Here is a 22,685-nt window from a genome sequence, read left to right on the forward strand (position 1 = left end):
GGGGCGGTCAGAGCCGGCCGATGTCCCCGCGGGGCATCCGCGGGGTGCGCCGGGGCGGGGCGGCTCCGGCGAGGAGGATGAGACGGGCGGCGCGGTGGCGCTGGCCGGCGTACGGGGCGAGGAGCTCCAGCATCGCGGCGTCGTCGGCGTCGCGGTCGCCGGCCAGCGCGTAGCCGACGATGCCCGGCAGGTGCAGGTCGCCGGTGGTGACGGCGTCGGGGGCGCCGTTGCTGCGCTGGAGGGTCTCGGCGGAGGTCCAGGGGCCGATGCCGGGGACGGCCTCCAGCCTCCGTACGGCCTCGGGCAGGTCCATGGCGGCCGCCTCTTCCAGGCGGCCGGCGACGCGGGCGGCCCGGACGATGGCCGCGGAGCGCTTGGCGTCTACGCCGGCCCGGTGCCAGTCCCAGGACGGGATCAGGGCCCAGGTTCGGGGGTCGGGCATCACGTACAGGTCCCGCGGGGCGGGGCCGGGGCCGGGGCCGGGGCCGGGGCCCGGCGCGGGCTCGCCGTACTGCCGTACGAGCCGGCGCCATGCGCGGTACGCCTCGTCGGCGGTGACCTTCTGCTCCAGCACGGTCGGGATCAGGGACTCCAGGACCAGCCCGGTACGGGTCAGGCGCAGGCCCGGGCGGCGGCGGTGGCTGGCGTGCAGGAGCCGGTGGCGCGGGACGAAGGCGGCCGGGTCGTCGTCCGCGCCGAGCAGGGCGGGCAGTTCGTCGAGGACCCAGTCGGCGCCGGGGCCCCAGGCTTCGGCGTGCACGGCGGTGCCGTGGGCGGCGACCCGGAGCGTGGCGGGGCCGGCGGGGGTCCGGCAGCCCCGCCAGACGGAGCCGTCGGGGGTGGTGCGGAAGGTGGGGTCGCCGGGGCCGCGCCGGAGCGGGCCGAGGGTGAGGCCGAGGTCCAGGGGGCCGTCGGGGCTCCAGGTGCGGGCCTTGGCACCGGGGGTGGCGTTAGCGGTGGCCCGGGGCACGTCGGTGCGGCCGCCGCGCACGGCGGTACGGGTGAGGGGGTCGAAGCGGCCGGCCATGCCTTCGAGCGTAGCGCCGCGGGCCGACACACCCGGGCCTGCGCCCGGCCCGCGCCCCGGACACCATGCCCCGGACAGCGCCGCCCCGGACGACGGCGGGGCCGGGCGGCGCGAGCCGAACTCCGGGGCCCGAACTCCGGGGCCCGGGCGCCGCGTGCCCGGGCGCCGGGGCCCGGGCGCCGCGTGCCCGACGCTGCGTGCCCGACGCTGCGGCCCGGACACCATGAGCCGGACCGGCGGGGCCGGGGCGCGGTTTGCGCGACCCGCCCCGTCTGCGTCCGGGGCGTGCCGTTAGCGGCCCTGGAGTTTCGCCGAGGAGACGCGGGTCGGGGGGAGCTCGCTGTAGAGCCGCTTGCCGGGGCATTCCGTCGCGAAGCCGTCCCGGTGGCCCGAGATGACGTTCAGCGAAACCTTCTGGCCCTTGGGGTACCGGTTGCCGCCGCCCGACGTCAGAGTCGTCTTCGCCCGCGGATCCGCCCCGAAGAGGCCGAGCTTCCACGCAGTCAGCTGCGCCACCGCCTTCACGGAGACCGCCGGTGGGGCCGTGGAGCCGAACGAGCCGATCACCGCGATGCCCATGCTGTCCGTGTTGAACCCCATGGTGTGCGCGCCGAGCACCGCCTTGGCGACGCCGCCCGCGCGCCCCTCGTACACCGTGCCGCACTTGTCGACGGCGAAGTTGTAGCCGATGTCGCGCCATCCGCTGCTGACCACGTGGTAGCGGTACAGGCTGCGCAGCACCGCCGGGGCGTCCTTGCAGGCGTAGTTGTTGCCGGAGGCGGTGTGGTGGACGAACGCCGCCTTGACCGTGTTCGTGTAGACGAAGGCCTTCTCGCGCAGGCTCTCGTCCGCGCCCCACCCCTTGCGGGTGACGATGCGCGGGCGCGGCCCGATGAACGGGCGCGCGACCTGTTCGAGCGTGTCGTCGGCCAGGACCGCGTCGGCGGTGGAGTCGGCCTTGTTGAGCGCGGGGATCTCGTTCGCGCCGAGCGGGGCCATCGGGACGTTGACGGCGGAGGACTCCGCCATCTCCATCGTCATGCCCGGCAGCAGCACGAGATCGCCCTTGTCGTCACCCGTCGGGGCGCCGTTCTTGCCGTCGCCCGCCGCCGGACGGCCGTCCGTCGCGCCGGGGTCGACCAGCTCGATGCGCATGCCCGACGGCAGCCGGCGGCCCGCCGCGCGGTTGCTGCCGGGCTCCGCCTGGACGCGTACCTCCACGCCGTCGGACTCGCCGACCCACAGCGGGGCGGTGCTGCCGCGGACCCGGCCGGAGCCGCGTTCCGGCGTGTCGGGGTCGGCGGCGTGCTCGCTGTTGTGGGTCTCGACGTCCTGCCAGTCGGACCAGACCGCGGTCGACGCGGAGCGGGTACGGACCTGGACGCGGCCGAAGAGCTGGGTGCTCGCGTCGTCCCATACGACGCCGACCAACGAGAACGTCGTGACCTCGCGCGCGGCCAGGCCCTGCGTCTCCGGCAGGCGGGGTGAGGTGCTCATGCCCGGGACGCCGGGGGACTCGGCGGCCGGTCCCAGCGGGACCAGGGGCAGGGACTGGGTGGACCCGGCGGGAGCCACCGGGGTGACCACGCCCGGGAGGGGGGCGGCCAGGGCCGTAGTGGGGAGCACGAGCGGCAGGGCCAGTGCGGCTGCCGTCGCGACGCCGATCGGGGAAGCAAGGAATCCACGCATGGAAAGGATGCTGAGTACTCCCGGCGGCGCTCGCCATCCGAGAACTGACACACCGTCTGATCGGCGGCCCGTACGCCTACCCCGTACGGGGGAGCGTGCTGCCGCCGTACGGCGGAGCGGCCCGCGTAGGCTCTGGTGCGTGAACGCCACCGACCGCACCCCTGCCGACCTGCTGCGATCCGCGCTCGCCGCCGATCCGGGCCGCCCTCTGGTCACCTTCTACGACGACGCCACGGGCGAGCGCGTCGAATTGTCCGTCGCCACCTTCGCCAATTGGGTGGCCAAGACCGCCAATCTGCTCCAGGGCGACCTGGGCGCCGAGCCGGGCGACCGGCTCGCGCTGATGCTCCCGGCGCACTGGCAGAGCGCCGTGTGGCTGCTCGCCTGCGCCTCGGTCGGGGTCGTGGCCGAGGTGGGCGGGGATCCGGCCGGTGCCGACCTCGTCGTGAGCGGGCCCGACACCCTGGAGGAGGCCGCCGCGTGCCCGGGCGAGCGGGTGGCGCTGGCGCTGCGGCCGCTGGGCGGGCGCTTCCCGCAGCCGCCCGCCGGGTTCGCGGACTACGCCGTGGAGGTGCCGGGGCAGGGCGACCGGTTCGCGCCCTTCGCGCCGGTCGACGCCGACGGCCCGGGGCTGGTGGTGCGGGGCGAGGAGCTCTCGTACGCCCGGATCTGCGAGCGGGCCCGCGAGGACGCGGCGGAGCTCGGCCTCAAGGACGGCTCGCGGATGCTGTCCGGGCTCGGCTACGACACCTGGGAAGGGCTCTCGGCGGGGCTCTTCGCCGCGCTGGCCGCCGGCGGTTCGGTGGTTCTGTGCCGCAACCTCGACCGGCTGTCGGCGGACGGCCTGGCACAGCGGACCGAGAGCGAGCGCGTCACCCACACCGCCCAGTAGCCCCTCACCCACTTCGCCCAACAGCGACAACGCGCGATTTGTCACCCACATGGCCCTGTACGGGGCCCTGCCCCCGGGCCGCCCCGGCCGCCCGGGGGCAGGATCGGGCAGGAAGCCGTACTCACCCGTACGGCTGGTCGTGCCACGGCGGTGAGGGGACGGAACGCGAGTGACGGACAGCGCGGGCATACCGGGCGGCACCGAGGGCGGCGGAGGCACTCCGAAGCCTCCGCGCAGCCGTCGGCGTCGCCTGCTGCGCTGGATCGGCCTCGTGCTGGCCCTGCTGGTCCTCGCCGGGGCGGCCGCCGGGTGGTGGCTCTACACCAAGCTCGACGGGAACATCACCGAGGACACCTCGGCCGCCTCCGAGCTGCGGCGCTACGAGCGGGACCGCCCGACGCACCTCGCGGGCGGCGCGCAGAACATCCTGCTGATCGGCTCGGACTCGCGCTCGGGCCTGGAGAACGCCCGCTACGGCCAGGACGGGGGCACCCAGCGCTCGGACACCGCGATCCTGCTGCACCTGCCGGCCGACCGCAGGAGCGCGACGGCCGTGTCGATACCCCGGGACCTGATGGCGGAGATCCCGAGCTGCCTGGGGCCCGACGGGCAGCGCACCACGGAGCGGACGGCGCAGTTCAACTGGGCGTTCCAGTGGGGCGGGGCCGCCTGCACGATCCGTACGGTCGAGAAGCTGACCGGGATCCGCATCGACCACCACATGGTGCTGGACTTCGGCGGGTTCAAGAAGATGGTCGACGCCGTCGGCGGGGTCGAGGTCTGCCTCAAGGAGCCCGTGAACGACCCTGAGGCCAAGCTGAAGCTGCCCGCCGGGCGGCAGACGCTCCAGGGCGAGCAGGCGCTCGGCTTCGTCCGCGCCCGCTACAGCCTGGGTGACGGCAGCGACACGGAACGGATGCAGCGCCAGCAGCAGTTCCTCGGCTCGCTGGTCAAGAAGGTGCAGAGCAACGGGGTACTGCTGAACCCGGCGCGGCTCTACCCGCTGCTGGACGCGGCGACCTCCTCGGTGACCACGGACCCGGGACTGGCGTCGCTGCGCGGGCTGTACGAACTCGTAAGGGGCGTAAGGGGCATACCGACCGACCAGGTCAAGTTCCTGACGGTGCCGCGCCGCCCGAGCTCCGTGGACCCGAACCGGGACGAGCTGCTGGAGCCGGACGCGAACCGGCTGTTCCAGCAGCTGCGGGCCGACAAGCCGGTGACGGTGACCCCGCCCGAGCCGGAGCCCAGCCCCCGCACCGCCACGGCGGCCGAGGGCAGCCCCTCCGCCCCCGCCGAGAACACCCCCGCACCGGTCCCCACATTCACGGGCACCACGGCCGGCACCGCCGACTGCCGGTAAAGCAATCCCAAAAGCCGGACACCGAACCGAGCTGCTTGAGGTGATTGGCCCGTTATAAGGGGAGTGGAATTTGTCACCAGCATGGTTTGCGGCTGACCTGGCCGGATAAGGTGAGCGATCCGGTGCCCCGGCCAGCAAAGAGGCCGTGCACCAGCAGCCGGATCGTTGACCGGGCGCCTGGGGGGAGGCGCATCGCGAAGCACCGACGGAGGATTCGAGCAACCGTGGATGCGCAAAGCCGTGGGCGGGCCGACGAGATCGACCCCGCAGACCAGTGGGTGCTCAACCCCCGCACAGGCAACTACGAACTGCAACTGGACCATTCCCCTGCGCAAGCGCAGGCGTCCGTCGCCGCCCCCCGCAGAGCGCCTTCCGACCAGGCTCCCCGCCAGGCAGGGCGCCGTGGCGCCCCGGCTCCGGGCGCGCCCGCTGCCCCGTCCCCTTCACCGGCGGTCCCCGGGCCGCGCCGCGGTGACGGGCCTCCCGGCGGCGGACGGCGCGGCGGCCGTTCACGCAAGGACGGCGGCGGCCGCAAGAAGAAGGTCCTGGTCATCACGGGCGCGACCCTGGCGTTCCTGCTGGTCGGCGGCTCGGTCGCGGCGTACCTCTACTACGAGCACCTGAACGGCAACCTGAACGTCACCGACGTCGGCGACGCCGGGACGAGCGGCGGCTTCAAGAAGGACCAGGCCTTCAACATCCTGGTCATCGGCACCGACAAGCGCAGCGGCGAGGGCAACGAGGGCTACGGGGACTCCGGCAGCGTCGGGCACGCCGACACCACGATCCTCTTCCACGTCTCCAAGGACCGCTCCAACGCCACCGCGCTGTCCATCCCGCGCGACCTGATCACCAACGTCCCGTCCTGCCCGACCAAGCAGCCGGACGGTACGACGAAGAACATCCCCGGTGAGCGCGGGGTCCGCTTCAACACGAGCCTCGGCCAGGCGGGCCGCGACCCGGGCTGCACGATGCGTACGGTCAAGGAGATCACCGGGATCCAGATCGACCACTTCATGATGGCCGACTTCAACGCGGTGAAGAACCTGAGCACGGCGGTCGGCGGGGTCCCGGTCTGCGTGGAGAAGGCCGTCGACGACGAGGACTCCAAGCTGAAGCTGTCGGCGGGCGAGCACCGGCTGGAGGGCGAGCAGGCGCTGGCCTTCGTACGGACCCGGCACGCCTTCGGCAATGAGAGCGACCTCGACCGCATCAAGACCCAGCAGCAGTTCCTCGGTTCGATGATGCGCGAGATGAAGTCGAAGCAGACCCTGACCAGTCCGAAGAAGTTCTTCTCCCTCGCGGAGGCGGCGACCAAATCGCTGAGCGTGGACTCCGGGATAGGGTCGATCGACAAACTCACGGATCTCGCGGGTGAGTTGAAGGACATCGACCTCAAGAACATCACCTTCACCACTCTTCCCGTACTCGACAATCCCGCGGAGAAGGTCAAGGCGACCGTCGTCGTGAATCCGGCGCAGGCCGATCCGCTGCTGCAGATGATCCGCGGGGACGTCTCCCTCACGGAGGTCGAGCAGAAGGAGCAGGCCGCCAAGGACGCGGCCGACGCCGCGAACGCCGAGGAGAAGAACAAGCAGGACGCCCTGCTCCAGGGCAGCCGTGCCCCCGCCAAGGACGTACGGGTGGACATCTACAACGGCGGCGGCCCCGCGGGCTCCGCCTCCGGCACCCTGACCTGGCTGCAGAACACCAAGGGCGTGTCCAAGGCCAGCAACCGCGGCAACGCCCCGGCCAAGGTCCCCACCACGCAGCTGGAGTACGCGCCCAACCAGGCGGACCAGGCCAGGGCGCTGGCGGACATGATGGGACTCCCGGCCTCGGCGCTGAAGCCGGGTACGGCGGACGCCTCCGCGAAGACCCCGATGAAGCTGACGCTGGGCGCCGACTTCAAGGGGGCCGGGGTGTCCCAGACGGCCCCGCAGAAGGCCCCCGAGGGCGTCCAGCGGGTCGAGGCGGACAAGGCGATCTGCGCGAAGTGACCGGCCGGGGGGCCACCGGGCGACCATGATCGCCAAATGCCGGGCCGGGACAGGTCGGACCGGCACAATACCGACCACACAGGGAATGCAAGGGGGGTACGCGTGAGGCACAGCAGCGTGCGAGGGGAGGGGGCGCCCGCCCAGGGCGCCGAGGGCATATCCGACGGCCGTGCGGACGCGTCCGACGCGGTACCCCCACAGCGGAGCGCCTCCTCGCGCAGACGCCGTGGCAGCCGCCGCACCCGGCGGGGCAAACGGCGCGTCCTGCGCTGGGTCTCCTCGGTGCTGGCGTTCCTCATACTCGGGACGGCGGCGGCCGGTTACCTCTACTACCGCCACCTCAACGGCAACATCCGCAGCGGCCAGCGCCTGAGCGGTGACAGCGGGGTCGCCAAGAGCGAGGCCGACGCCGCGGGCCGGCGTCCGATCAACATCCTGATGCTCGGCTCCGACATCCGCGACGAGGAGAACGCGAAACTCGGTGGGGGCTGGGACAACATCGGCGACCCCGCGCGGGCCGACGTGCAGATGCTGATCCACATCTCCGCCGACCGGAAGAACGCCTCGGTCACCTCCGTTCCGCGCGACACCATCGTGGACATCCCGGAGTGCACCGATCCCAAGTCGGGCACGAAGTACAAGGCCACCAAGACGATGATCAACGAGAGCCTCGCCAACGGGGGTCCCGGCTGCACCCTGGCCACCTGGGAGAAGCTGACCAACGTCTACATCGACCACTGGATGATGATCGACTTCGCGGGTGTCGTGAGCATGGCCGACGCCATCGGCGGCGTCGACGTCTGCGTCAACCAGAACGTCTTCGACCAGTCGGAGCCGGGGTCGGGGACGGGCGGTTCCGGCCTCAAGCTGAAGGCGGGCACCACCAGGGTCCAGGGCGAGCAGGCGCTCCAGTGGCTGCGCACCCGGCACGCCTTCGGCAGTGACATGGGCCGGGCCAAGGCCCAGCACATGTACATGAACTCGATGATGCGGGGGCTCAAGAGCCAGAACGCCTTCACCGACATCCCCCGCCTCACGGGCCTGGCGGAGGCGGCCACGAAGTCGCTGAGGGTGTCGGAGGAGATCGGGTCGGTCAAGAAGCTCCTCGACCTCTCCCTGCTGCTCAAGGACGTACCGGTCAACCGCATCACGATGACCACGATCCCGGTGCTGGAAGCCCCGGGTGACAAGAACCGGGTGGTCGTCAACCCCAAGGACGCCGAGAAGATGTGGACGATGCTCCGCAAGGACATCGCCATGGACTCCAACGGCGAACCCGCCGCCCCGGCCCAGAGCGGCCAGCCCACCACGGGCGGTTCCCCGTCGGCGCCGGCCACCGAGCCCCCCAAGGCCCCGACCACCGACCCGGCGAAGATCGCCGTGCAGGTGGTCAACGGCACCGGGGCCGGAGCCACGCCGGTGCCCAAGCGCGCCACGGTCGTCGCGGGCCAGCTGGTCTCCAAGGGGTTCGCGCTGGCCAAGGCGGACACCAAGACCACCCCGGAGAAGACCACGGTCGTCCGCTACGCCACGGACGCCCAGGCGGCCGACGCGCAGAGCGTGGCGGCGGCCCTCGGGATTCCGGCCGGCTCGGTGCAGAAGGCCGCCGGGGCCACCAGGATCACCCTCGTGGTGGGCGCGGACTGGCGGGAGGGCAACCTCTACCCGCAGCAGCCCGCGCCCGAGGCCGGCGCGGTCCCGGAGTCGGCCGATGCGCTCAACGGCGCGGACAGCGGGGCGTGCATGGACGTCTACAAGCCCTACCGCTGGTGAGCTGAGACGGCGCGGGTCATGCGAAAGGGGTGACCCGGTCCTCCCGGACCGGGTCACCCCTTTCGCGTACGCGGGGCCGTGCGCGCCCCCGCTCAGACCTCGCTGGGGTCGCGGCGCACCGACGGGCGGCGGCTCGCGATGACCTTGTTCGCCAGCGAACGCGGGCTGGTCAGGAAGCCGAAGCCCCAGCACATGTGCATCGTCGCCAGGGCGACCGGGATCTGCGCCCGGGCCTTGAGCGGGAGCCCCTTGCCGGCCGGGACCGATCCGGCGGTGATCGCCGCGAGGTAGCCGGCCGGAATCGCGAAGGCCCACGGGGTGAGGGCCGCGCCCGCGACCACGCCTGCGGCGATGGCGCAGACGGCGGTCGGCGGGGCGAGGTAGCGCAGGTTGATGGAGCCGGAGTGGTAGCGGGCCACCACGTGGCGCCAGCGCCCGTAGTCCTTGTACTGCTTGGCCAGGGCCCGTACGGAGGGCCTCGGGCGGTACTGGACCTTCAGCTCGGGCGAGAACCAGATGAGGCCGCCGGCCTCGCGGATGCGGAAGTTCAGCTCCCAGTCCTGGGCGCGGATGAACTCCTCGTTGTACCCGCCCTGCTGCTCCAGCGCCTCGCGGCGGAAGACGCCGAGGTACACGGTCTCGGCGGGGCCGGCCTGGCCGCCGGTGTGGAAGGCCGCGTTGCCGACGCCGATCTTCGAGGTCATCGCGGCGGCGACGGCGTCCTCCCAGGCGTTCTCGCCCTCGGCGTGCATGATGCCGCCGACGTTCTGCGCGCCGGTCTCCTCCAGGAGTCGGACCGCGGTGGCGATGTAGTTCGGGGAGAGCATGCCGTGGCCGTCGACGCGTACCACGATGGGGTGACGCGAGGCCTTGATGGCGGCGTTGAGGGCGGCGGGGGTGCGGCCGGTGGGGTTCGGCACGGTGTGGACGCGGGGGTCCTCCCGTACCAGGTCGGCGGCGATCTCGTCGGTGCGGTCCGTGGACGGACCCAGCGCGATCACCACCTCCATCTCGCCGGCGTACTCCTGTCCGAGGATGTGGCGGACGGAGTCACGCAGGTGGCGCTCCTCGTTGAGCACCGGCATGATCACCGAGACTGCGGGCTGCTGGGCGGGCATGTGGTCCTTCAAGGTCGGGTATCGGTGTCACGTTACCGCGTACGGGGGAAACGGGTGCGCGGCGGACGAGCGGTACGGACAGAGGCTGATCGTATGGGCCTACTGTTCTGACGAATCAGCCGAATGTGCCTGCTGCCCCGCTGCCCTACTGCCCCGCGGAGGTGTCCCCGTGCCCCAGCCGCACCGTTCCACCCGTCCCGCCAGGCCACCGCAGCGCGCCCAGCGAATGACGGGCGGCGGTCCGGCGGTCCGGCGCCGGGCGGACGGGCCCCGGTGGGGGGTCCGGATCGCGGGCGGGCTGGCGGTGCTGGTGCTGGGTTCCGGGGCCGTCGGGCACGCCGTGATGACCGGGCTGGACACCGGGATCGAACGGGTGGACCCCTTCAAGGACATGAAGAACCGCCCGCAGGCCGGGCACGGGGTGAACTTCCTGCTGGTCGGCACCGACGGCCGCGAGAAGATCAGCAGCGAGGAGAAGCGCGAGTACCGCCTGGGCGGCGCGCCCTGCCACTGCACCGACACGATCATGCTGGTGCACATCTCGGCCGACAAGGGGCGGGCGAGCGTCATCAGCCTCCCCCGCGACAGCTACGCCGAGGTCCCCGCCCATCAGGACCTGGTCACCGGCAAGACGCACAAGGCGCATCCCCTGAAGCTGAACGCCGCCTACGCCGAGGGCGGGCCCAACCTGACCGTGCGCACCGTGGAGAACATGACCCGGGTGAAGATCGACCACTACCTGGAGGTCGACTTCACCAGCTTCATGAAGACGGTCGACGCGCTCGGCGGGGTGGACATCTGCACCGCCAAGACCATGCGCGACCCGAACACCGGCCTCGACCTGCTGCCCGGCACCCACCGCCTGAGCGGCGGACAGGCCCTGCAGTACGTGCGCTCGCGCCATGTGGACGGCGCCTCCGACCTCGGCCGGATGCAGCGTCAGCAGCGGTTCGTCGCGGCCCTGATCCACGAGTCCACCAGCGGTGGCGTCCTGCTCAATCCGGTCAAGTTCAAGCAGGTCAGCTCCACCCTGCTCGGTTCCGTGCGCGCCGACAAGGACTTCGGCTCGGAGCAGATGCTGGCCCTCGGACAGGCGATGCGGGACTTCACCCCGTCCTCCTCGGAGTTCGCCTCGGTGCCGATCGGCAACCCCTCCTTCCGGGTGAAGGGCATCGGCTCCACGGTGAAGTGGGACGAGCCGAAGGCCGCGAAGCTGTTCCAGGCGCTGCGCGACGACCGCCCGCTGGCACCGGCGGCCGCGCCCGGCGGCCGGCCCGCGCGGCCACAGCCCGCGGTACCGGTGGACGTGGCCCCGCAGCAGGTCCGGGTGCAGGTGGAGAACGGCACCCGGATCGACGGGCTCGGCGGCCGGGTGGACGCCGCGCTGCGCGCCACCGGCTTCGACACCACCCGGGCTCCGGGGAACGCCGCCAGCCGTGACGTGAAGCGCACGGTGATCACGTACGACCCGCGCTGGGACCGCACCGCCCGTACCGTCTCGACCGCGCTGCCCGGCAGCGAGCTGCGGGCCGTCGCGGGGCAGGGCCGCACGGTCGTGGTGATCGCGGGCGCCGACTACCGCAAGGTGGTGGCGGTGCGCGCGGAGGACCCGTACCAGGGCGAGTTCGGCGTGGTCACGGGCGACCAGGTGGTGTGCGGGCAGTAGCGGGCCCCGCGGCCGTCCCTACTTCGTGCGCTCCAGCAGGGAGACGCGCAGACCGCGCACCTTCTTGCTCTCGACCACCTTGTAGTGGCTGCGCAGCGCCTCGGCCTGGGCCTCGGGGAGCTTGTTGTACGGGTCCTGCGTGCCGCCCCAGGTGACGACCCACACCCGTGCGGTGGTGCCGAGGCACTGTGCGGGCTGCGGGCACTCCACCGGGAACAGGTCGTCGGCGGCGACCGCGGAACGCTCGGCGAAGACGTCGCGCAGGCGGACCCGCGGGGGCAGGAAGTACTCGACCTGGAGGTCGATCATGTAGACCCGGTCCTCGCCGCGGACGGGGACGAAGCCGTCGCCGGGCCGGTAGCCCTTGGCGATGACGTCCGCCGCGGCCTGCCCGTCGGCGCCGACCCTGCCGCCCGTCGTACGCATCTGGCGCTGGTCGGGGACCCCGAGCAGGATCAGCGCGGCCAGCCCGGCCACCCCGGCCTGCCGCGGCCGCAGGGCGGCGAGCCCGGCGGCGGCCAGCACGACCCAGGCGGGCATCGTGAAGAGCAGGTAGCGGTCGATGAAGTACGAGGTGCTGCCCTGCGAGACCACCCAGGCGGCGGCCACCGGGACCGCGCCGATCAGCACGAGTTCCCCGGCGGGGCGCCGGCCGCGGCTCCAGGCGAGCGGGAGCAGCGCCACGGCGGCGACGGCGAGCGCGACGAGCGGGGAGCCGAAGAGGCCGTTCCACAGGTCGGCGAGGCTGCGCAGGTGCGGGGCCTTGAGCCAGCCGATCTGCCGGCCGACCTGCTGCCGGCCGAGCAGCACCAGCGGGACGACGGGGAGCAGCGCGACGGCGACGGTCACCGCGTAGCCGGCGAGGGTGCGCCCGCGGCGGTCGCGCCGCCAACGGAGCAGCACGATCAGGGCGTGCGGCAGCAGGAACAGCAGCGAGACCATGTGGAACAGCCCGGCCAGCGCGACGGCGAGGCCGTACGGGGCCCAGCGCCGGGGGGTCGGCCGCTCCAGCGCGCGCAGCAGCAGCCAGGTCGCGGCGGTGACCGCGAGCACGGCGAACGCGTACGAGCGGGCCTCCTGCGCGTACCGGGAGACGGACGGCAGGAAGGCGAAGAGCAGGCCGGTGAAGACGGCGGTGCGGCGGTCGAACAGCTTGCGCGCGGTCAGCACCGCGAAGGCCGCGGCGCCGGCCATGGCGAGGGCCGAGGGCAGGCGGAGCGCGGCCTCGGAGTCGCCGAAGAGGGAGATCCAGCCGTGCAGCAGCAGGTAGTAGAGGCCGGACACGGCGTCCACGTGGCCCAGCATGTCGATCAGCTCGCCGGTGCTGCGCGAGGCGGCGTACCAGCTGGCCAGCTCGTCGCGCCAGGGCTGGGCGCTGCCGATCTTGACGACGCCGACGGCGAGGGTCAGCAGGGTCGCCCACAGCCAGTCGGGTCCGGGTATGCGGCGCGACGGATGCCCGGCCCGGCGGCCGCCGGGGGCGGGCGTGTCCGCGGGCGCGGGGGAAGGCTGGGTGGCAGTCGGCATGAGGGGGCTTCTCCGCAGCAGAGCCGGTTCTCGGGAACGCCTCTGCTCAGGCGGAGCCGGACGTCGGCTCACGAGTCTACGCGGGGGCGGACGCCGTCCACGCGGGCCCGGGCGCCGTCTACGCGTCCCCGTCGAAGCCCTCGGCGGCCCGGCGCTCGCGCAGTTCCATGATCGCCTGACGGCGGGCGAGGCGGTGGGTGCGGCGGATCTGGGCCTCCTGGTTGCGCCGCTCGTCCTGCTCGGTCTCCGCGATGACGGGCGGGACCACGCGGGGCTTGCCCTCGACGTCGACGGCCGCGAAGACGAGGTAGGCGCTGCCGACCTGGGTGGCGGGGGTGGACTCGTTCCACCGCTCCGCGAGGACCCGTACGCCGATCTCCATGGAGGACCGGCCGGTCCAGTTGACCTGCGCCTTCACGTGGACGAGGTCGCCGACCCGGACCGGGGCGAGGAAGGCCATCTCGTCCATGGAGGCGGTGACCGCGGGGCCCCCGGAGTGGCGGCCGGCCACGGCGCCCGCCGCGTCGTCCACCAGCTTCATGATCACGCCGCCGTGCACCGTGCCCAGGAGGTTGGTGTCGTTGGCGGTCATGATGTGGCTCAGGGTGGTGCGGGAGGCCGAGATCGGCTTGCCCGGCACCTCGCCCGGTATCTCTGTCATGCGACCACCTTAAGTGCGTCGCCGAGGCATCAGCTCTGCAACAGCACCGGTACGAACACCCGCCCGCCCTGTCGGCGGGCCCGCCCGGGCAGGCATTCTTGGGCACATGAGTGACTGGGACGGGTGGAACGGCGACCGAGAGGACCGCGGCCGCCGCGATGACGGGTACGGGCGCGGCAGCGACCGGGCGCAGCCGGAAGGCGCGCGGCGGATGCGCCACGTCCAGCGGCCGCAGCAGCCGCAGCCCCCGCGGCAGCGGCCGGCCCAGCCCCCGAACCGCCCGGCGCGGCCGCCCGCGCCCGGGTACGGCGTACCGCAGCAGCAGGCGCAGAGCCACGACACGTACGGCGGGTACGACAGCGGCTACAACACGGGCCAGGTCTACGGGTCCCCCCCGGGCGGCGGCCAGGGCATCCCGCCGCAGTCCCCGTCGGGCCCGGGGGGCCCGCGCAGGCCGGGCGGTGCGCCCGGTCCGGCCCCGGACTGGCGCAAGCGGATCAAGATCGGCTCGATCGTGCTGGTCTCGGCGCTGCTGGTGACCGGTATCGGCACGTACTTCTGGGCCGACTCCAATGTGCGCCGCGAGGTGGACCTCTCCAAGGTCATCGAGCGCCCGAAGGAGGGCGACTGCACGACGTACCTGATCGTGGGCTCCGACAGCCGCGAGGGCATGTCCGACGAGGAGAAGAAGAAGCTCCACACCGGCTCGGCCGAGGGCAAGCGGACCGACTCGATGATGATCCTGGCGAAGTGCTCCAGCGGGAACACGATGGTCTCGCTGCCGCGCGACTCGGACGTGGAGATCCCCTCCTTCGTCGGCTCGGACAGCGGGAAGAAGTACGCCGGCACGGGCAAGCGGACCAAGCTCAACGCGGCGTACGCGGAGGACGGCCCCGAACTGCTGGTGCGGACGGTGGAGTACAACACCGGTCTGCGCATCGACCACTACGCGGAGATCGGCTTCGCCGGCTTCGCGAACATCGTCGACGCGCTGGGCGGTGTGGAGCTGGACATCGAGCAGGGCTTCAAGGACGAGAAGTCGGGCGCTGACTTCAAGGCGGGCAAACAGACGCTGAACGGCGAGCAGTCGCTGGCCTACGTCCGCACCCGGTACGCCTTCGCCGAGTCGGACCTCCAGCGGACGAAGAACCAGCAGAAGTTCCTGTCGGCGCTCGCCAACCAGGCGGCGACGCCCTCGACGATCATCAACCCCTTCGCGCTGTACCCGATGCTGGGCGCGGGTCTGGACACGCTCATCGTGGACAAGGACATGTCCCTGTGGGACATGGGCCAGATGTTCTTCGCGATGAAGGGCATCAACGGCGGCGACGGCGTCTCGATGAACATGCCCATCTCCGGGCAGCGCGGTGGCAACCTGGTGTGGGACAAGGCCAAGGTGCAGCAGCTGGTGAAGCAGATCCAGAACGACGAGAAGGTCACCGTCCGCGGGGACTGAGGGCGCCCGCGGCCGAGTTGCCCGGCTGTGGTTGCCGGTTGCCGGTTGCCCGGGGGTGACGCCCGGGCAACGCGGGCGTTTCGCGGGGTGAGATGAAGCACTCGTTCCGCGACTCGCTGGACAGCATTGTGTGTTTTTCGTAAAACTGATCCGCCCTGCTTGCCGGCTCTGGAGCGTAGATGTCTTTGCCATCGTCCCCGCCTGTCCTCGGCGACCGACGGCAGGACGGCGCGACAGCGGCGCCCCTGACCGCCCTCCCCGCGCAGCAGCACCGGGTGGCCGCCAAGCCGCGCCTGCGCGTGCTGGACGGCCTGCGCATCCTCGCCGCGGTGGTGGTGCTCAGCGCCCACTACCTGCACCCCGACATCTGGGGCAGCCGCAACGGCGAGCTCTTCGGCTTCGCGGCCACGGCCTCCCGGTACGGCTGGCTCGGCGTCGAGCTGTTCTTCATGATCAGCGGCTTCGTCATCTGCATGTCCGCCTGGGGCCGGCCGCTCGGCGGGTACCTCCGCAGCCGCGTGATCCGCCTCGGGCCGGCGTACTGGTTCTGCGTCCTGACCACCGGGGCCGTGCTGCTGGCGTACGCGCAGTTCTACGGCGGCAAGCACCCCACCCCGAGCGAGATCCTCACCAATCTGACGATGGTGCAGATGCCGCTGAAGAACCCCTCGCTCGACCCGTCCTACTGGACCCTGTGGTCCGAGGCGCGGTTCTACCTGATCTTCGCGTTCGTCGCCTGGAAGGGGCTGACGTACCGCAGGGTGATGAACTTCTGCTGGATCTGGACGGTCGCCTCGCTGCTGGCGCCGACCTCCGGCCTGCCGCTGCTGGAGACGGTGGCCAACGCCCCGTACTCGCCGCTGTTCATCTCCGGCATCTGCTTCTACCTCATCCGCCGCGAGGGTGCGCGCGTGGGCGAGCCGTGGATCCTGCTGGCGCTGTCCTGGCTGCTCATGCAGCGCTACATGGTCGAGATCGCCACCTGGAACACCCGCTCCGGGGACAAGCTCTCCTGGGCCGTGTGCGTGGCCGTTGTCACCGCGTTCTACGGCGTGATGGCCGCCGTGGCGCTGGGATGGCTCGACCGGATCAACTGGGCCTGGCTGTCGGTCGCCGGTTCGATGTCGTACCCGCTCTACCTGCTCCACCAGCAGGTGGGCGTCAAGCTGATGGAGCGCTGGTCCGACAACGTCGGGGCGTACTGGCTGCTGCTGTCCATGACGAGCGCGATGCTGCTGGCCTCGTACCTGATCGTGCGGTTCGTGGAGCGGCCGGGTTCCGCGGCCCTCAAGCGGATGCTGGAGCGGCGGCCCGGCCGGCGCTGAGGCCCGGCGCTCCGGCGCCGTACGGAAACGACGGAAGGGGCACCCCCGAGGGGGTGCCCCTTCCGTTTGTCCTGCGGTGGTCAGCGGACGCGGGCGCGCAGCTTCCACGGCATGGCGATGGACTCCAGCTGGACCGCGAGGTTCATCTTGGACTCGCCGACGGTGCGGTCCTCGAAGTGGATCGGGACCTCCATCACCTGGAAGGCACGGCGCATCGCCTTGAACTTCATCTCCACCTGGAAGCTGTAGCCGGCGCTGCCGACCGACGCGAGGTCGATCGCCTTCAGCGCGTCGGCGCTCCACAGGTTGAAGCCGCCCGTGATGTCGCGCAGGCGGGTGCCCAGGATGGTGCTCGCGTAGGCGTTGGCCCAGCGGGAGAGCAGCTTGCGGTGCGCGCCCCAGGCGTCGGACAGGGTGCCGCCGGGGACGTAGCGGCTGCCGACGACGAGGCCGGAGCCGGTGGACAGGGCCACGCCCAGCATCTCGGCGATCTTGCCCGCCGGGTGGGAGCCGTCCGCGTCCATCTGGAGCACGTAGTGGGCGCCCTCCTCGACGGCCTTGGCCATGCCCGCCGCGTAGGCGCGGCCGAGGCCGTCCTTCGTGGTGCGGTGCAGGACCGACATGCGCGGCTTGCCGTCCTTGGTGAGGAAGCCCTCCGCGAGCTCCTCGGCGATCTTGCCGGTGCCGTCGGGCGAGGAGTCGTCCACGATCAGCAGCCGCAGCCCCGGCTGGTCCAGCCCCATGAGGAGCTCGACCATGCCGGGGAGGTTGCCCGCCTCGTTGTACGTGGGCATGACGACGGTGAGCGGCGTGCTCGCCCAGGATTCGGGAAGCTGCGTGGTTGCGATGTCGGTCTCGCGGGGAGTCTGCTGTGCGCCTATCACAGGGTTATTGCCTCACTGAAGTTGGTCACCGGTCAGAGGAGAAGCGGACGGCGGCGGCAGGCACTTCGGCCTCGCACCACACACGCACCCCTGCGCGAAGTTCGTTGTCAGCCCCTACGACGGCACCGTCACCGATGACCGCACCGTCCACGACCGTGCGCGATCCCACGGAGGCGCCGGCGCCGATCAGGCTCGCGCTCACATGCGTGTCCGGGCCGATGGTCGCACCGTCCAGCACGATGGAGCCCTGGACGACCGCGCCCGATTCGATCCGAGCACCAGCGCCCACAACGGTACCGCCAGAAAGCTTCGCTCCGTCAGCGACCTGGGCACCCGGGAGCACCAGGGCCTCGCCGCGGGGACCGGGGACGGCCGGGGAGGAGACGACACCGCGTACCAGATCGGCGGAAGCCTGGACGAAAGACTCCGGCTTGCCGAGGTCGAGCCAGTAGGTGTTGTCGATGACACCGTGCAGCTTGGCGCCGGAGGCGAGCAGACCGGGGAAGGTCTCGCGCTCGACGGATACCGATCGACCGGCCGGAATGGCGTCGATCACGCTGCGGCGGAAGACGTAGCAGCCGGCGTTGATCTGGTCGGTGATGATCTCTTCGGGGGTCTGCGGCTTCTCGGTGAAGGCCAGCACCCGTCCCTCGGAGTCGGTGGGGACCAGGCCGAAGGCGCGCGGGTCCTCGACCCGCGTCAGGTGCAGGGAGACGTCGGCGTCGGCCGCCCGGTGGGCGTCGACCAGGCCGGCGATGTCCAGGCCGGTCAGGATGTCGCCGTTGAAGACCAGGACGGGGGCGTCCGGGCCTCCGGTCAGGCTCTGCGCGGCGTTGCGGATGGCGCCGCCGGTGCCGAGCGGCTCGTCCTCGACGACGTACTCAAGGGTGAGGCCGAAGTCGGATCCGTCGCCGAAGTACGGCTCGAAGACCTCGGCCAGGTAGCAGGTGGCCATCACGATGTGCGTGACACCGGCGGCAGCAGCCCTGGCTATCTGGTGGGCGAGGAACGGGACACCAGCAGCCGGGACCATCGGCTTGGGGGTGTTCACCGTTACGGGGCGCAGACGCGTCCCCTGCCCACCGACCAGCAGGATCGCTTCCGTCATTTGTTCTCTCCCCAACCGGTTCGGGCGTACGAAGGTTCAAAGTTAGCCCATCCGGGGACGCGCAAAGGCCGGAGGCGGCGGACCACAGCCGCCTCCGGCCACGTTCCGGTTACGGCAGGTTGCGGGCCATCACGATCCGCTGAACCTGATTCGTTCCTTCGTAAATCTGAGTGATCTTGGCATCGCGCATCATGCGCTCCACCGGGTAGTCACGGGTGTAGCCGTAGCCGCCGAGCAGCTGGACGGCGTCCGTGGTGACCTCCATGGCCACGTCGGAGGCGAAGCACTTGGCCGCCGCACCGAAGAAGGTGAGGTCAGCGTCGACGCGCTCCGATTTGGCGGCCGCGGAGTAGGTCAGCTGGCGGGCGGCCTCGATCTTCATGGCCATGTCCGCGAGCATGAACTGAACACCCTGGAAGTCACCGATCGGCTTGCCGAACTGCTTGCGCTCCTGGACGTACCCCTTGGCATAGTCCAGGGCACCCTGCGCGATGCCCAGTGCCTGAGCCGCAATCGTGATACGGGTGTGATCAAGGGTCTTCATCGCGGTGGCGAATCCGGTGCCCTCGGCGCCGATCATGCGGTCGGCGGGGATCCGTACGTTGTCGAGGTAGACCTCACGCGTCGGGGAGCCCTTGATGCCGAGCTTCTTCTCCGGGGCGCCGAAGGAGACGCCCTCGTCGCCCTTCTCGACGACGAAGGCGCTGATGCCCTTGGAGCGCTTCTCCGGGTCCGTCACGGCCATGACCGTGTAGTACTCGGAGACGCCCGCGTTGGTGATCCAGCGCTTGACGCCGTTGAGCACCCAGAAGTCCCCGTCGCGCACGGCGCGGGTCTTCATGCCGGCGGCGTCGGAGCCCGCCTCGGGCTCGGACAGGGCGTACGAGAACATCGCGTCGCCCTTGGCCAGCGGGCCGAGGTACTTGGCCTTGAGCTCCTCGGACCCGGAGAGGATCACCGGGAGCGAGCCGAGCTTGTTCACGGCCGGGATGAGGGAGGAGGAGGCGCAGACGCGGGCCACTTCCTCGATCACGATCACGGTGGCGAGCGCGTCCGCGCCGGCGCCGCCGTAGGTCTCGGGCACGTGGACGGCGTGCAGGTCGCTGGCGACCAGGGCGTCGAGGGCCTCCTGCGGGAAGCGGGACTCCTCGTCGACCGCCGCCGCGAACGGCAGGATCTTCGCCTCGGCGAGCGAGCGGACGGACTCGCGGAGCATGTCGTGCTCCTCGGCCGGGCGGTACAGGTCGAAGTCGGCAGAACCCGCCAAGATCTCTCACTCCCCAGGGTGATGCGTGATGCTAACTACCGTTAAGTAACCCAAGCTTAGTGTCCGGCCGCCGAGCGCGACATGGACGTCGCACGTGAGTTGCGTGACAGCAGGGGCGGCCGTGGGGAGCTTCCCCCGGACGGGCCCGACTATGCTCGGTGGCCGCGATCGGCCCCGCTACATCTGGAGCAGTCATGGCCCCCCTCAAGATCACTGTGATCGGCACCGGCTATCTGGGGGCGACGCATGCCGCCGCGATGGCGGAGCTGGGGTTCGAGGTGCTCGGGCTGGACGTGGTGCCGGAGAAGATCGAGATGCTGTCGGCCGGGCGCGTGCCGATGTACGAGCCGGGGCTGGAGGAGCTGCTGGCCGCGCACGTCGCCGGACTGCCGGGCTCCACCGGGCGGCTGCGGTTCACGACCTCGTGGGAAGAGGTCGGCGCCTTCGGTGACGTGCACTTCGTCTGCGTGAACACTCCGCAGAAGCACGGCGAGTACGCCTGTGACATGTCCTACGTGGACTCCGCGATGGAGTCCCTGGCGCCCCATCTGACGCGCCCGGTCCTCGTGGTCGGCAAGTCCACCGTGCCGGTGGGATCGGCGGAGCGGCTGGCGGCGAAGCTGGCGGAGCGGTCCCCGGCGGGCGCCGAGGTGGAGCTCGCCTGGAACCCGGAGTTCCTGCGCGAGGGCTTCGCCGTGCAGGACACCCTCCACCCGGACCGGATCGTCATCGGAGTGAAGGGCGAGCGCGGCGAGAAGCTGCTGCGAGAGGTCTACGAGACCCCGATGTCCGAGGGCACCCCCCTGATCGTCACCGACTTCCCCACCGCGGAACTGGTGAAGACGGCGGCCAACTCCTTCCTCGCGACGAAGATCTCCTTCATCAACGCCATGGCCGAGGTCTGCGAGGCCGCCGGCGGCGACGTGGTCAAGCTCGCCGAGGCCATCGGCCACGACGAGCGCATCGGCGCGAAGTTCCTGCGGGCCGGCATCGGCTTCGGCGGCGGCTGCCTGCCGAAGGACATCCGCGCCTTCATGGCCCGGGCCGGCGAGCTCGGCGCCGACCAGGCGCTGACCTTCCTGCGCGAGGTCGACTCCATCAACATGCGCCGCCGCGGCCACATGGTCGAGCTGGCCCGCGACGCGGTCGGCGGCTCGTTCCTCGGCAAGCGGGTCGCGGTCCTCGGCGCCACCTTCAAGCCGGACTCCGACGACGTGCGCGACTCCCCCGCGCTGAACGTGGCCGGGCAGATCCACCTCCAGGGCGGCCAGGTGACGGTCTACGACCCGAAGGGCATGGACAACGCCCGCCGCGTCTTCCCGACGCTCGGCTACGCGGACTCCGCCCTGGAGGCGGCCCGCGGCGCGGAGGTCGTCCTGCACCTCACCGAGTGGCGCGAGTTCCGCGACCTCGACCCGGCGGAGCTGGGCACGGTGGTGACGGACCGCCTGATCCTCGACGGCCGCAACGCCCTCGACCCCTCCCGCTGGCGCGAGGCGGGCTGGACGTACCGCGCGATGGGTCGGCCGCGCGCCTGATTCGGGCCCGGAGCAGGTGCACGCGCGCCTGACCTGGGGGTCTTCCCGGCGGCTGCTGCCGGGGTCCGGCAAAAGAATGAATAGGTAGACTAACGACCGATGACCAGCACACGCAGCCTCCCGACGACCGCCACCGCACCAGCGCCGGGGGCGGCCCCCGGCAACGGCCGGGGATCCTTCGACGCAGCACTGCGCGGGCGCGCCGGAATGCTGGGCATGGCGGCCTTCTGGCTGGCCACCCGGGCCGCGATGCTCGTGCTGCTCGTGACGCCGTTCCGCGGCAACAGCGTCCGCACCGAGATCACGAACACGTACCACAACTGGTTCGACGTGCTCGTGACGTGGACGATGCCGCACAACGACGTCATGTGGCAGTACCCGCCCGGCGCCGCGGCGATCTTCCTGTCGCCGAAGCTGCTCCCCTTCCTGAGCTACTTCCAGGGCTTCGTCGCACTCACCGTGCTCTGCGACGCCCTGATCGCCTTCGGTCTCTTCCGCGCCGCCCGGCGGCCCGACGGGAGCATGGCCGGCGTGGCGCTGTGGCTGGGCGCGCTGCCGCTGCTGCTGGGGCTGCCCTTCGCGCGCTACGACCTCCAGGTCACCCTGCTGGCCGTCGCCTCGCTGCTCTGCCTGCGGTACCGCACGAAGCTCGGCGGGGCGCTCGCCGGCGTCGGCGCCATGGTGAAGGTGTGGCCGCTGCTCGTCCTGCTCGGCACCCCGCGGGGCAAGAGCACCCGTGAGGCCGTCGTGTCGGCCGTGCTGGCGGCCGTCGCGCTGTTCGCCGTCTTCGCGGCCTTCTTCCGCGACACCCTCGGCTTCCTGGGCAACCAGGGCGACCGCGGGGTCCAGATCGAGTCGCTCGGCGGCTCCGCGCTGATGTTCGGCAAGCTCGTCGACATCTGGCCCGGCAGGGTCAAGTACCAGTACGGCGCCTTCGAGTACGTCGGCCCCTACGTCTCCAGCGTCGCGCGGCTCTCCCTCGCCCTGACGGTCATCGGCTTCCTGTGGCTGCTGCTGTGGCGCGTGAAGGCCAAGCGCTGGACGACCGCGACGCCGGCGGACGCCGCGCTCTGCGCCATCCTGCTGTTCACGGTCACCAGCCGCGTCATCAGCCCGCAGTACATGATCTGGCTGCTCGGCCTCGCCGCGGTCTGCCTGACCTCCCGGCACACCACCCAGCGTCCGATCGCGTGGCTGCTGGTCGTGGTCTCCGGGCTGAGCACGGTCATCTACCCGCTGGTCTACGACTCGGACATCCTGGCCGGCACCGCCTTCGGCACCTTCCTGATGTGCGCCCGCAACGGGCTGCTGCTGGTCGCCGCGGTGTGGTCCGGCGTCCGCCTGTGGAAGGCGAGCGTCTCGCCCCTCCCGGCGGCCCCCGCTCTCTGAGC

General features: G+C 71.6%; 17 protein-coding genes. 9 read left to right on the top strand and 8 right to left on the bottom strand.

The annotated features are described in order from the left end of the window. Window positions 1-7 precede the first annotated feature (7 nt). Complete coding sequence (locus AB0M99_RS02085; RefSeq protein WP_365916577.1) at window positions 8-1,027, bottom strand: DNA-3-methyladenine glycosylase 2 family protein; 1,020 nt, start codon at window positions 1,025-1,027, stop codon at window positions 8-10. A gap of 291 nt (window positions 1,028-1,318) precedes the next feature. Continuing rightward, window positions 1,319-2,716, bottom strand: a complete 1,398-nt coding sequence (locus tag AB0M99_RS02090) for a peptidoglycan recognition protein (RefSeq protein WP_365916579.1) — start codon at window positions 2,714-2,716, stop codon at window positions 1,319-1,321. Between the two features lie 139 nt (window positions 2,717-2,855). Here AB0M99_RS02090 and AB0M99_RS02095 point away from each other — a divergent pair, with 139 nt between their 5' ends. From AB0M99_RS02095 to AB0M99_RS02110, 4 genes are all read left to right on the top strand, one after another. Continuing rightward, window positions 2,856-3,608, top strand: coding sequence for a TIGR03089 family protein (locus tag AB0M99_RS02095; protein ID WP_365916581.1), 753 nt, complete (start codon window positions 2,856-2,858; stop codon window positions 3,606-3,608). A gap of 169 nt (window positions 3,609-3,777) precedes the next feature. Then, on the top strand, window positions 3,778-4,971 hold the full coding sequence (locus AB0M99_RS02100) for an LCP family protein (RefSeq protein WP_365916583.1): 1,194 nt from the start codon (window positions 3,778-3,780) through the stop codon (window positions 4,969-4,971). A gap of 224 nt (window positions 4,972-5,195) precedes the next feature. Further along, window positions 5,196-6,971, top strand: a complete 1,776-nt coding sequence (locus AB0M99_RS02105; protein WP_365916585.1) for an LCP family protein — start codon at window positions 5,196-5,198, stop codon at window positions 6,969-6,971. Window positions 6,972-7,235: 264 nt separating this feature from the next. Next, window positions 7,236-8,744 (top strand): LCP family protein, encoded by a 1,509-nt coding sequence (locus tag AB0M99_RS02110; protein ID WP_365916895.1) that lies wholly within the window; start codon window positions 7,236-7,238, stop codon window positions 8,742-8,744. 92 nt (window positions 8,745-8,836) lie between these two features. On the opposite strand, the gene AB0M99_RS02115 is transcribed toward AB0M99_RS02110, so the two are convergent. After that, window positions 8,837-9,862, bottom strand: a complete 1,026-nt coding sequence (locus AB0M99_RS02115; RefSeq protein WP_365916587.1) for a glycosyltransferase family 2 protein — start codon at window positions 9,860-9,862, stop codon at window positions 8,837-8,839. A gap of 226 nt (window positions 9,863-10,088) precedes the next feature. On the opposite strand from AB0M99_RS02115, the gene AB0M99_RS02120 reads away from it, so the two are divergent. Beyond that, a complete protein-coding gene (locus AB0M99_RS02120) occupies window positions 10,089-11,528 on the top strand; it encodes an LCP family protein (protein ID WP_365916896.1) in 1,440 nt (479 codons plus the stop codon). Between the two features lie 18 nt (window positions 11,529-11,546). On the opposite strand, the gene AB0M99_RS02125 is transcribed toward AB0M99_RS02120, so the two are convergent. Both AB0M99_RS02125 and AB0M99_RS02130 read right to left on the bottom strand, forming a co-directional pair. Next, entirely contained in the window at window positions 11,547-13,055 is a 1,509-nt protein-coding gene (locus AB0M99_RS02125; RefSeq protein WP_365916589.1) for a glycosyltransferase family 39 protein, read from the bottom strand. A gap of 118 nt (window positions 13,056-13,173) precedes the next feature. Beyond that, entirely contained in the window at window positions 13,174-13,716 is a 543-nt protein-coding gene (locus tag AB0M99_RS02130) for an acyl-CoA thioesterase (protein WP_365916591.1), read from the bottom strand. Window positions 13,717-13,822: 106 nt separating this feature from the next. Here AB0M99_RS02130 and AB0M99_RS02135 point away from each other — a divergent pair, with 106 nt between their 5' ends. Next, window positions 13,823-15,172, top strand: coding sequence for an LCP family protein (locus tag AB0M99_RS02135; RefSeq protein ID WP_365916593.1), 1,350 nt, complete (start codon window positions 13,823-13,825; stop codon window positions 15,170-15,172). A gap of 179 nt (window positions 15,173-15,351) precedes the next feature. Then, the gene (locus AB0M99_RS02140; RefSeq protein ID WP_365916595.1) at window positions 15,352-16,497 is read left to right on the top strand and encodes an acyltransferase; all 1,146 of its coding nucleotides are present in this window, start codon (window positions 15,352-15,354) and stop codon (window positions 16,495-16,497) included. Between the two features lie 80 nt (window positions 16,498-16,577). Here the strand turns inward: AB0M99_RS02140 and AB0M99_RS02145 are convergent, their stop codons facing one another. The 3 genes from AB0M99_RS02145 to AB0M99_RS02155 all read right to left on the bottom strand — a co-directional run bounded on the left by AB0M99_RS02145 (window position 16,578) and on the right by AB0M99_RS02155 (window position 19,756). Then, window positions 16,578-17,381: a polyprenol monophosphomannose synthase gene (locus AB0M99_RS02145; RefSeq protein ID WP_365916597.1), complete on the bottom strand. Its 804-nt coding sequence runs from the start codon at window positions 17,379-17,381 to the stop codon at window positions 16,578-16,580. 25 nt (window positions 17,382-17,406) lie between these two features. Then, complete coding sequence (locus tag AB0M99_RS02150) at window positions 17,407-18,489, bottom strand: NDP-sugar synthase (RefSeq protein ID WP_365916599.1); 1,083 nt, start codon at window positions 18,487-18,489, stop codon at window positions 17,407-17,409. 109 nt (window positions 18,490-18,598) lie between these two features. Further along, window positions 18,599-19,756, bottom strand: a complete 1,158-nt coding sequence (locus tag AB0M99_RS02155) for an acyl-CoA dehydrogenase family protein (protein WP_365916601.1) — start codon at window positions 19,754-19,756, stop codon at window positions 18,599-18,601. A gap of 194 nt (window positions 19,757-19,950) precedes the next feature. Between AB0M99_RS02155 and AB0M99_RS02160 the strand changes: the two genes are divergently transcribed. Next, window positions 19,951-21,294, top strand: coding sequence for a UDP-glucose/GDP-mannose dehydrogenase family protein (locus AB0M99_RS02160; protein WP_365916603.1), 1,344 nt, complete (start codon window positions 19,951-19,953; stop codon window positions 21,292-21,294). A gap of 99 nt (window positions 21,295-21,393) precedes the next feature. Beyond that, a complete protein-coding gene (locus tag AB0M99_RS02165) occupies window positions 21,394-22,683 on the top strand; it encodes a glycosyltransferase family 87 protein (protein WP_365916605.1) in 1,290 nt (429 codons plus the stop codon). The last annotated feature ends 2 nt before the right edge of the window (window positions 22,684-22,685 follow it).

The sequence above is a fragment of the Streptomyces sp. NPDC051183 genome (assembly GCF_040682455.1).
In the GTDB taxonomy this organism is placed as follows: Bacteria; Actinomycetota; Actinomycetes; order Streptomycetales; family Streptomycetaceae; genus Streptomyces.

Excerpts from the sequence above, each read along its gene's own strand:
- AB0M99_RS02160 (WP_365916603.1), top strand. The coding sequence starts at position 19,951 with ATGGCCCCCCTCAAGATCACTGTGATCGGCACCGGCTATCTGGGGGCG.
- AB0M99_RS02140 (WP_365916595.1), top strand. The coding sequence starts at position 15,352 with ATGTCTTTGCCATCGTCCCCGCCTGTCCTCGGCGACCGACGGCAGGAC.
- AB0M99_RS02130 (WP_365916591.1), bottom strand. The coding sequence starts at position 13,716 with ATGACAGAGATACCGGGCGAGGTGCCGGGCAAGCCGATCTCGGCCTCC.
- AB0M99_RS02085 (WP_365916577.1), bottom strand. The coding sequence starts at position 1,027 with ATGGCCGGCCGCTTCGACCCCCTCACCCGTACCGCCGTGCGCGGCGGC.
- AB0M99_RS02165 (WP_365916605.1), top strand. The coding sequence starts at position 21,394 with ATGACCAGCACACGCAGCCTCCCGACGACCGCCACCGCACCAGCGCCG.
- AB0M99_RS02135 (WP_365916593.1), top strand. The coding sequence starts at position 13,823 with ATGAGTGACTGGGACGGGTGGAACGGCGACCGAGAGGACCGCGGCCGC.
- AB0M99_RS02090 (WP_365916579.1), bottom strand. The coding sequence starts at position 2,716 with ATGCGTGGATTCCTTGCTTCCCCGATCGGCGTCGCGACGGCAGCCGCA.
- AB0M99_RS02120 (WP_365916896.1), top strand. The coding sequence starts at position 10,089 with ATGACGGGCGGCGGTCCGGCGGTCCGGCGCCGGGCGGACGGGCCCCGG.
- AB0M99_RS02125 (WP_365916589.1), bottom strand. The coding sequence starts at position 13,055 with ATGCCGACTGCCACCCAGCCTTCCCCCGCGCCCGCGGACACGCCCGCC.
- AB0M99_RS02150 (WP_365916599.1), bottom strand. The coding sequence starts at position 18,489 with ATGACGGAAGCGATCCTGCTGGTCGGTGGGCAGGGGACGCGTCTGCGC.
- AB0M99_RS02115 (WP_365916587.1), bottom strand. The coding sequence starts at position 9,862 with ATGCCCGCCCAGCAGCCCGCAGTCTCGGTGATCATGCCGGTGCTCAAC.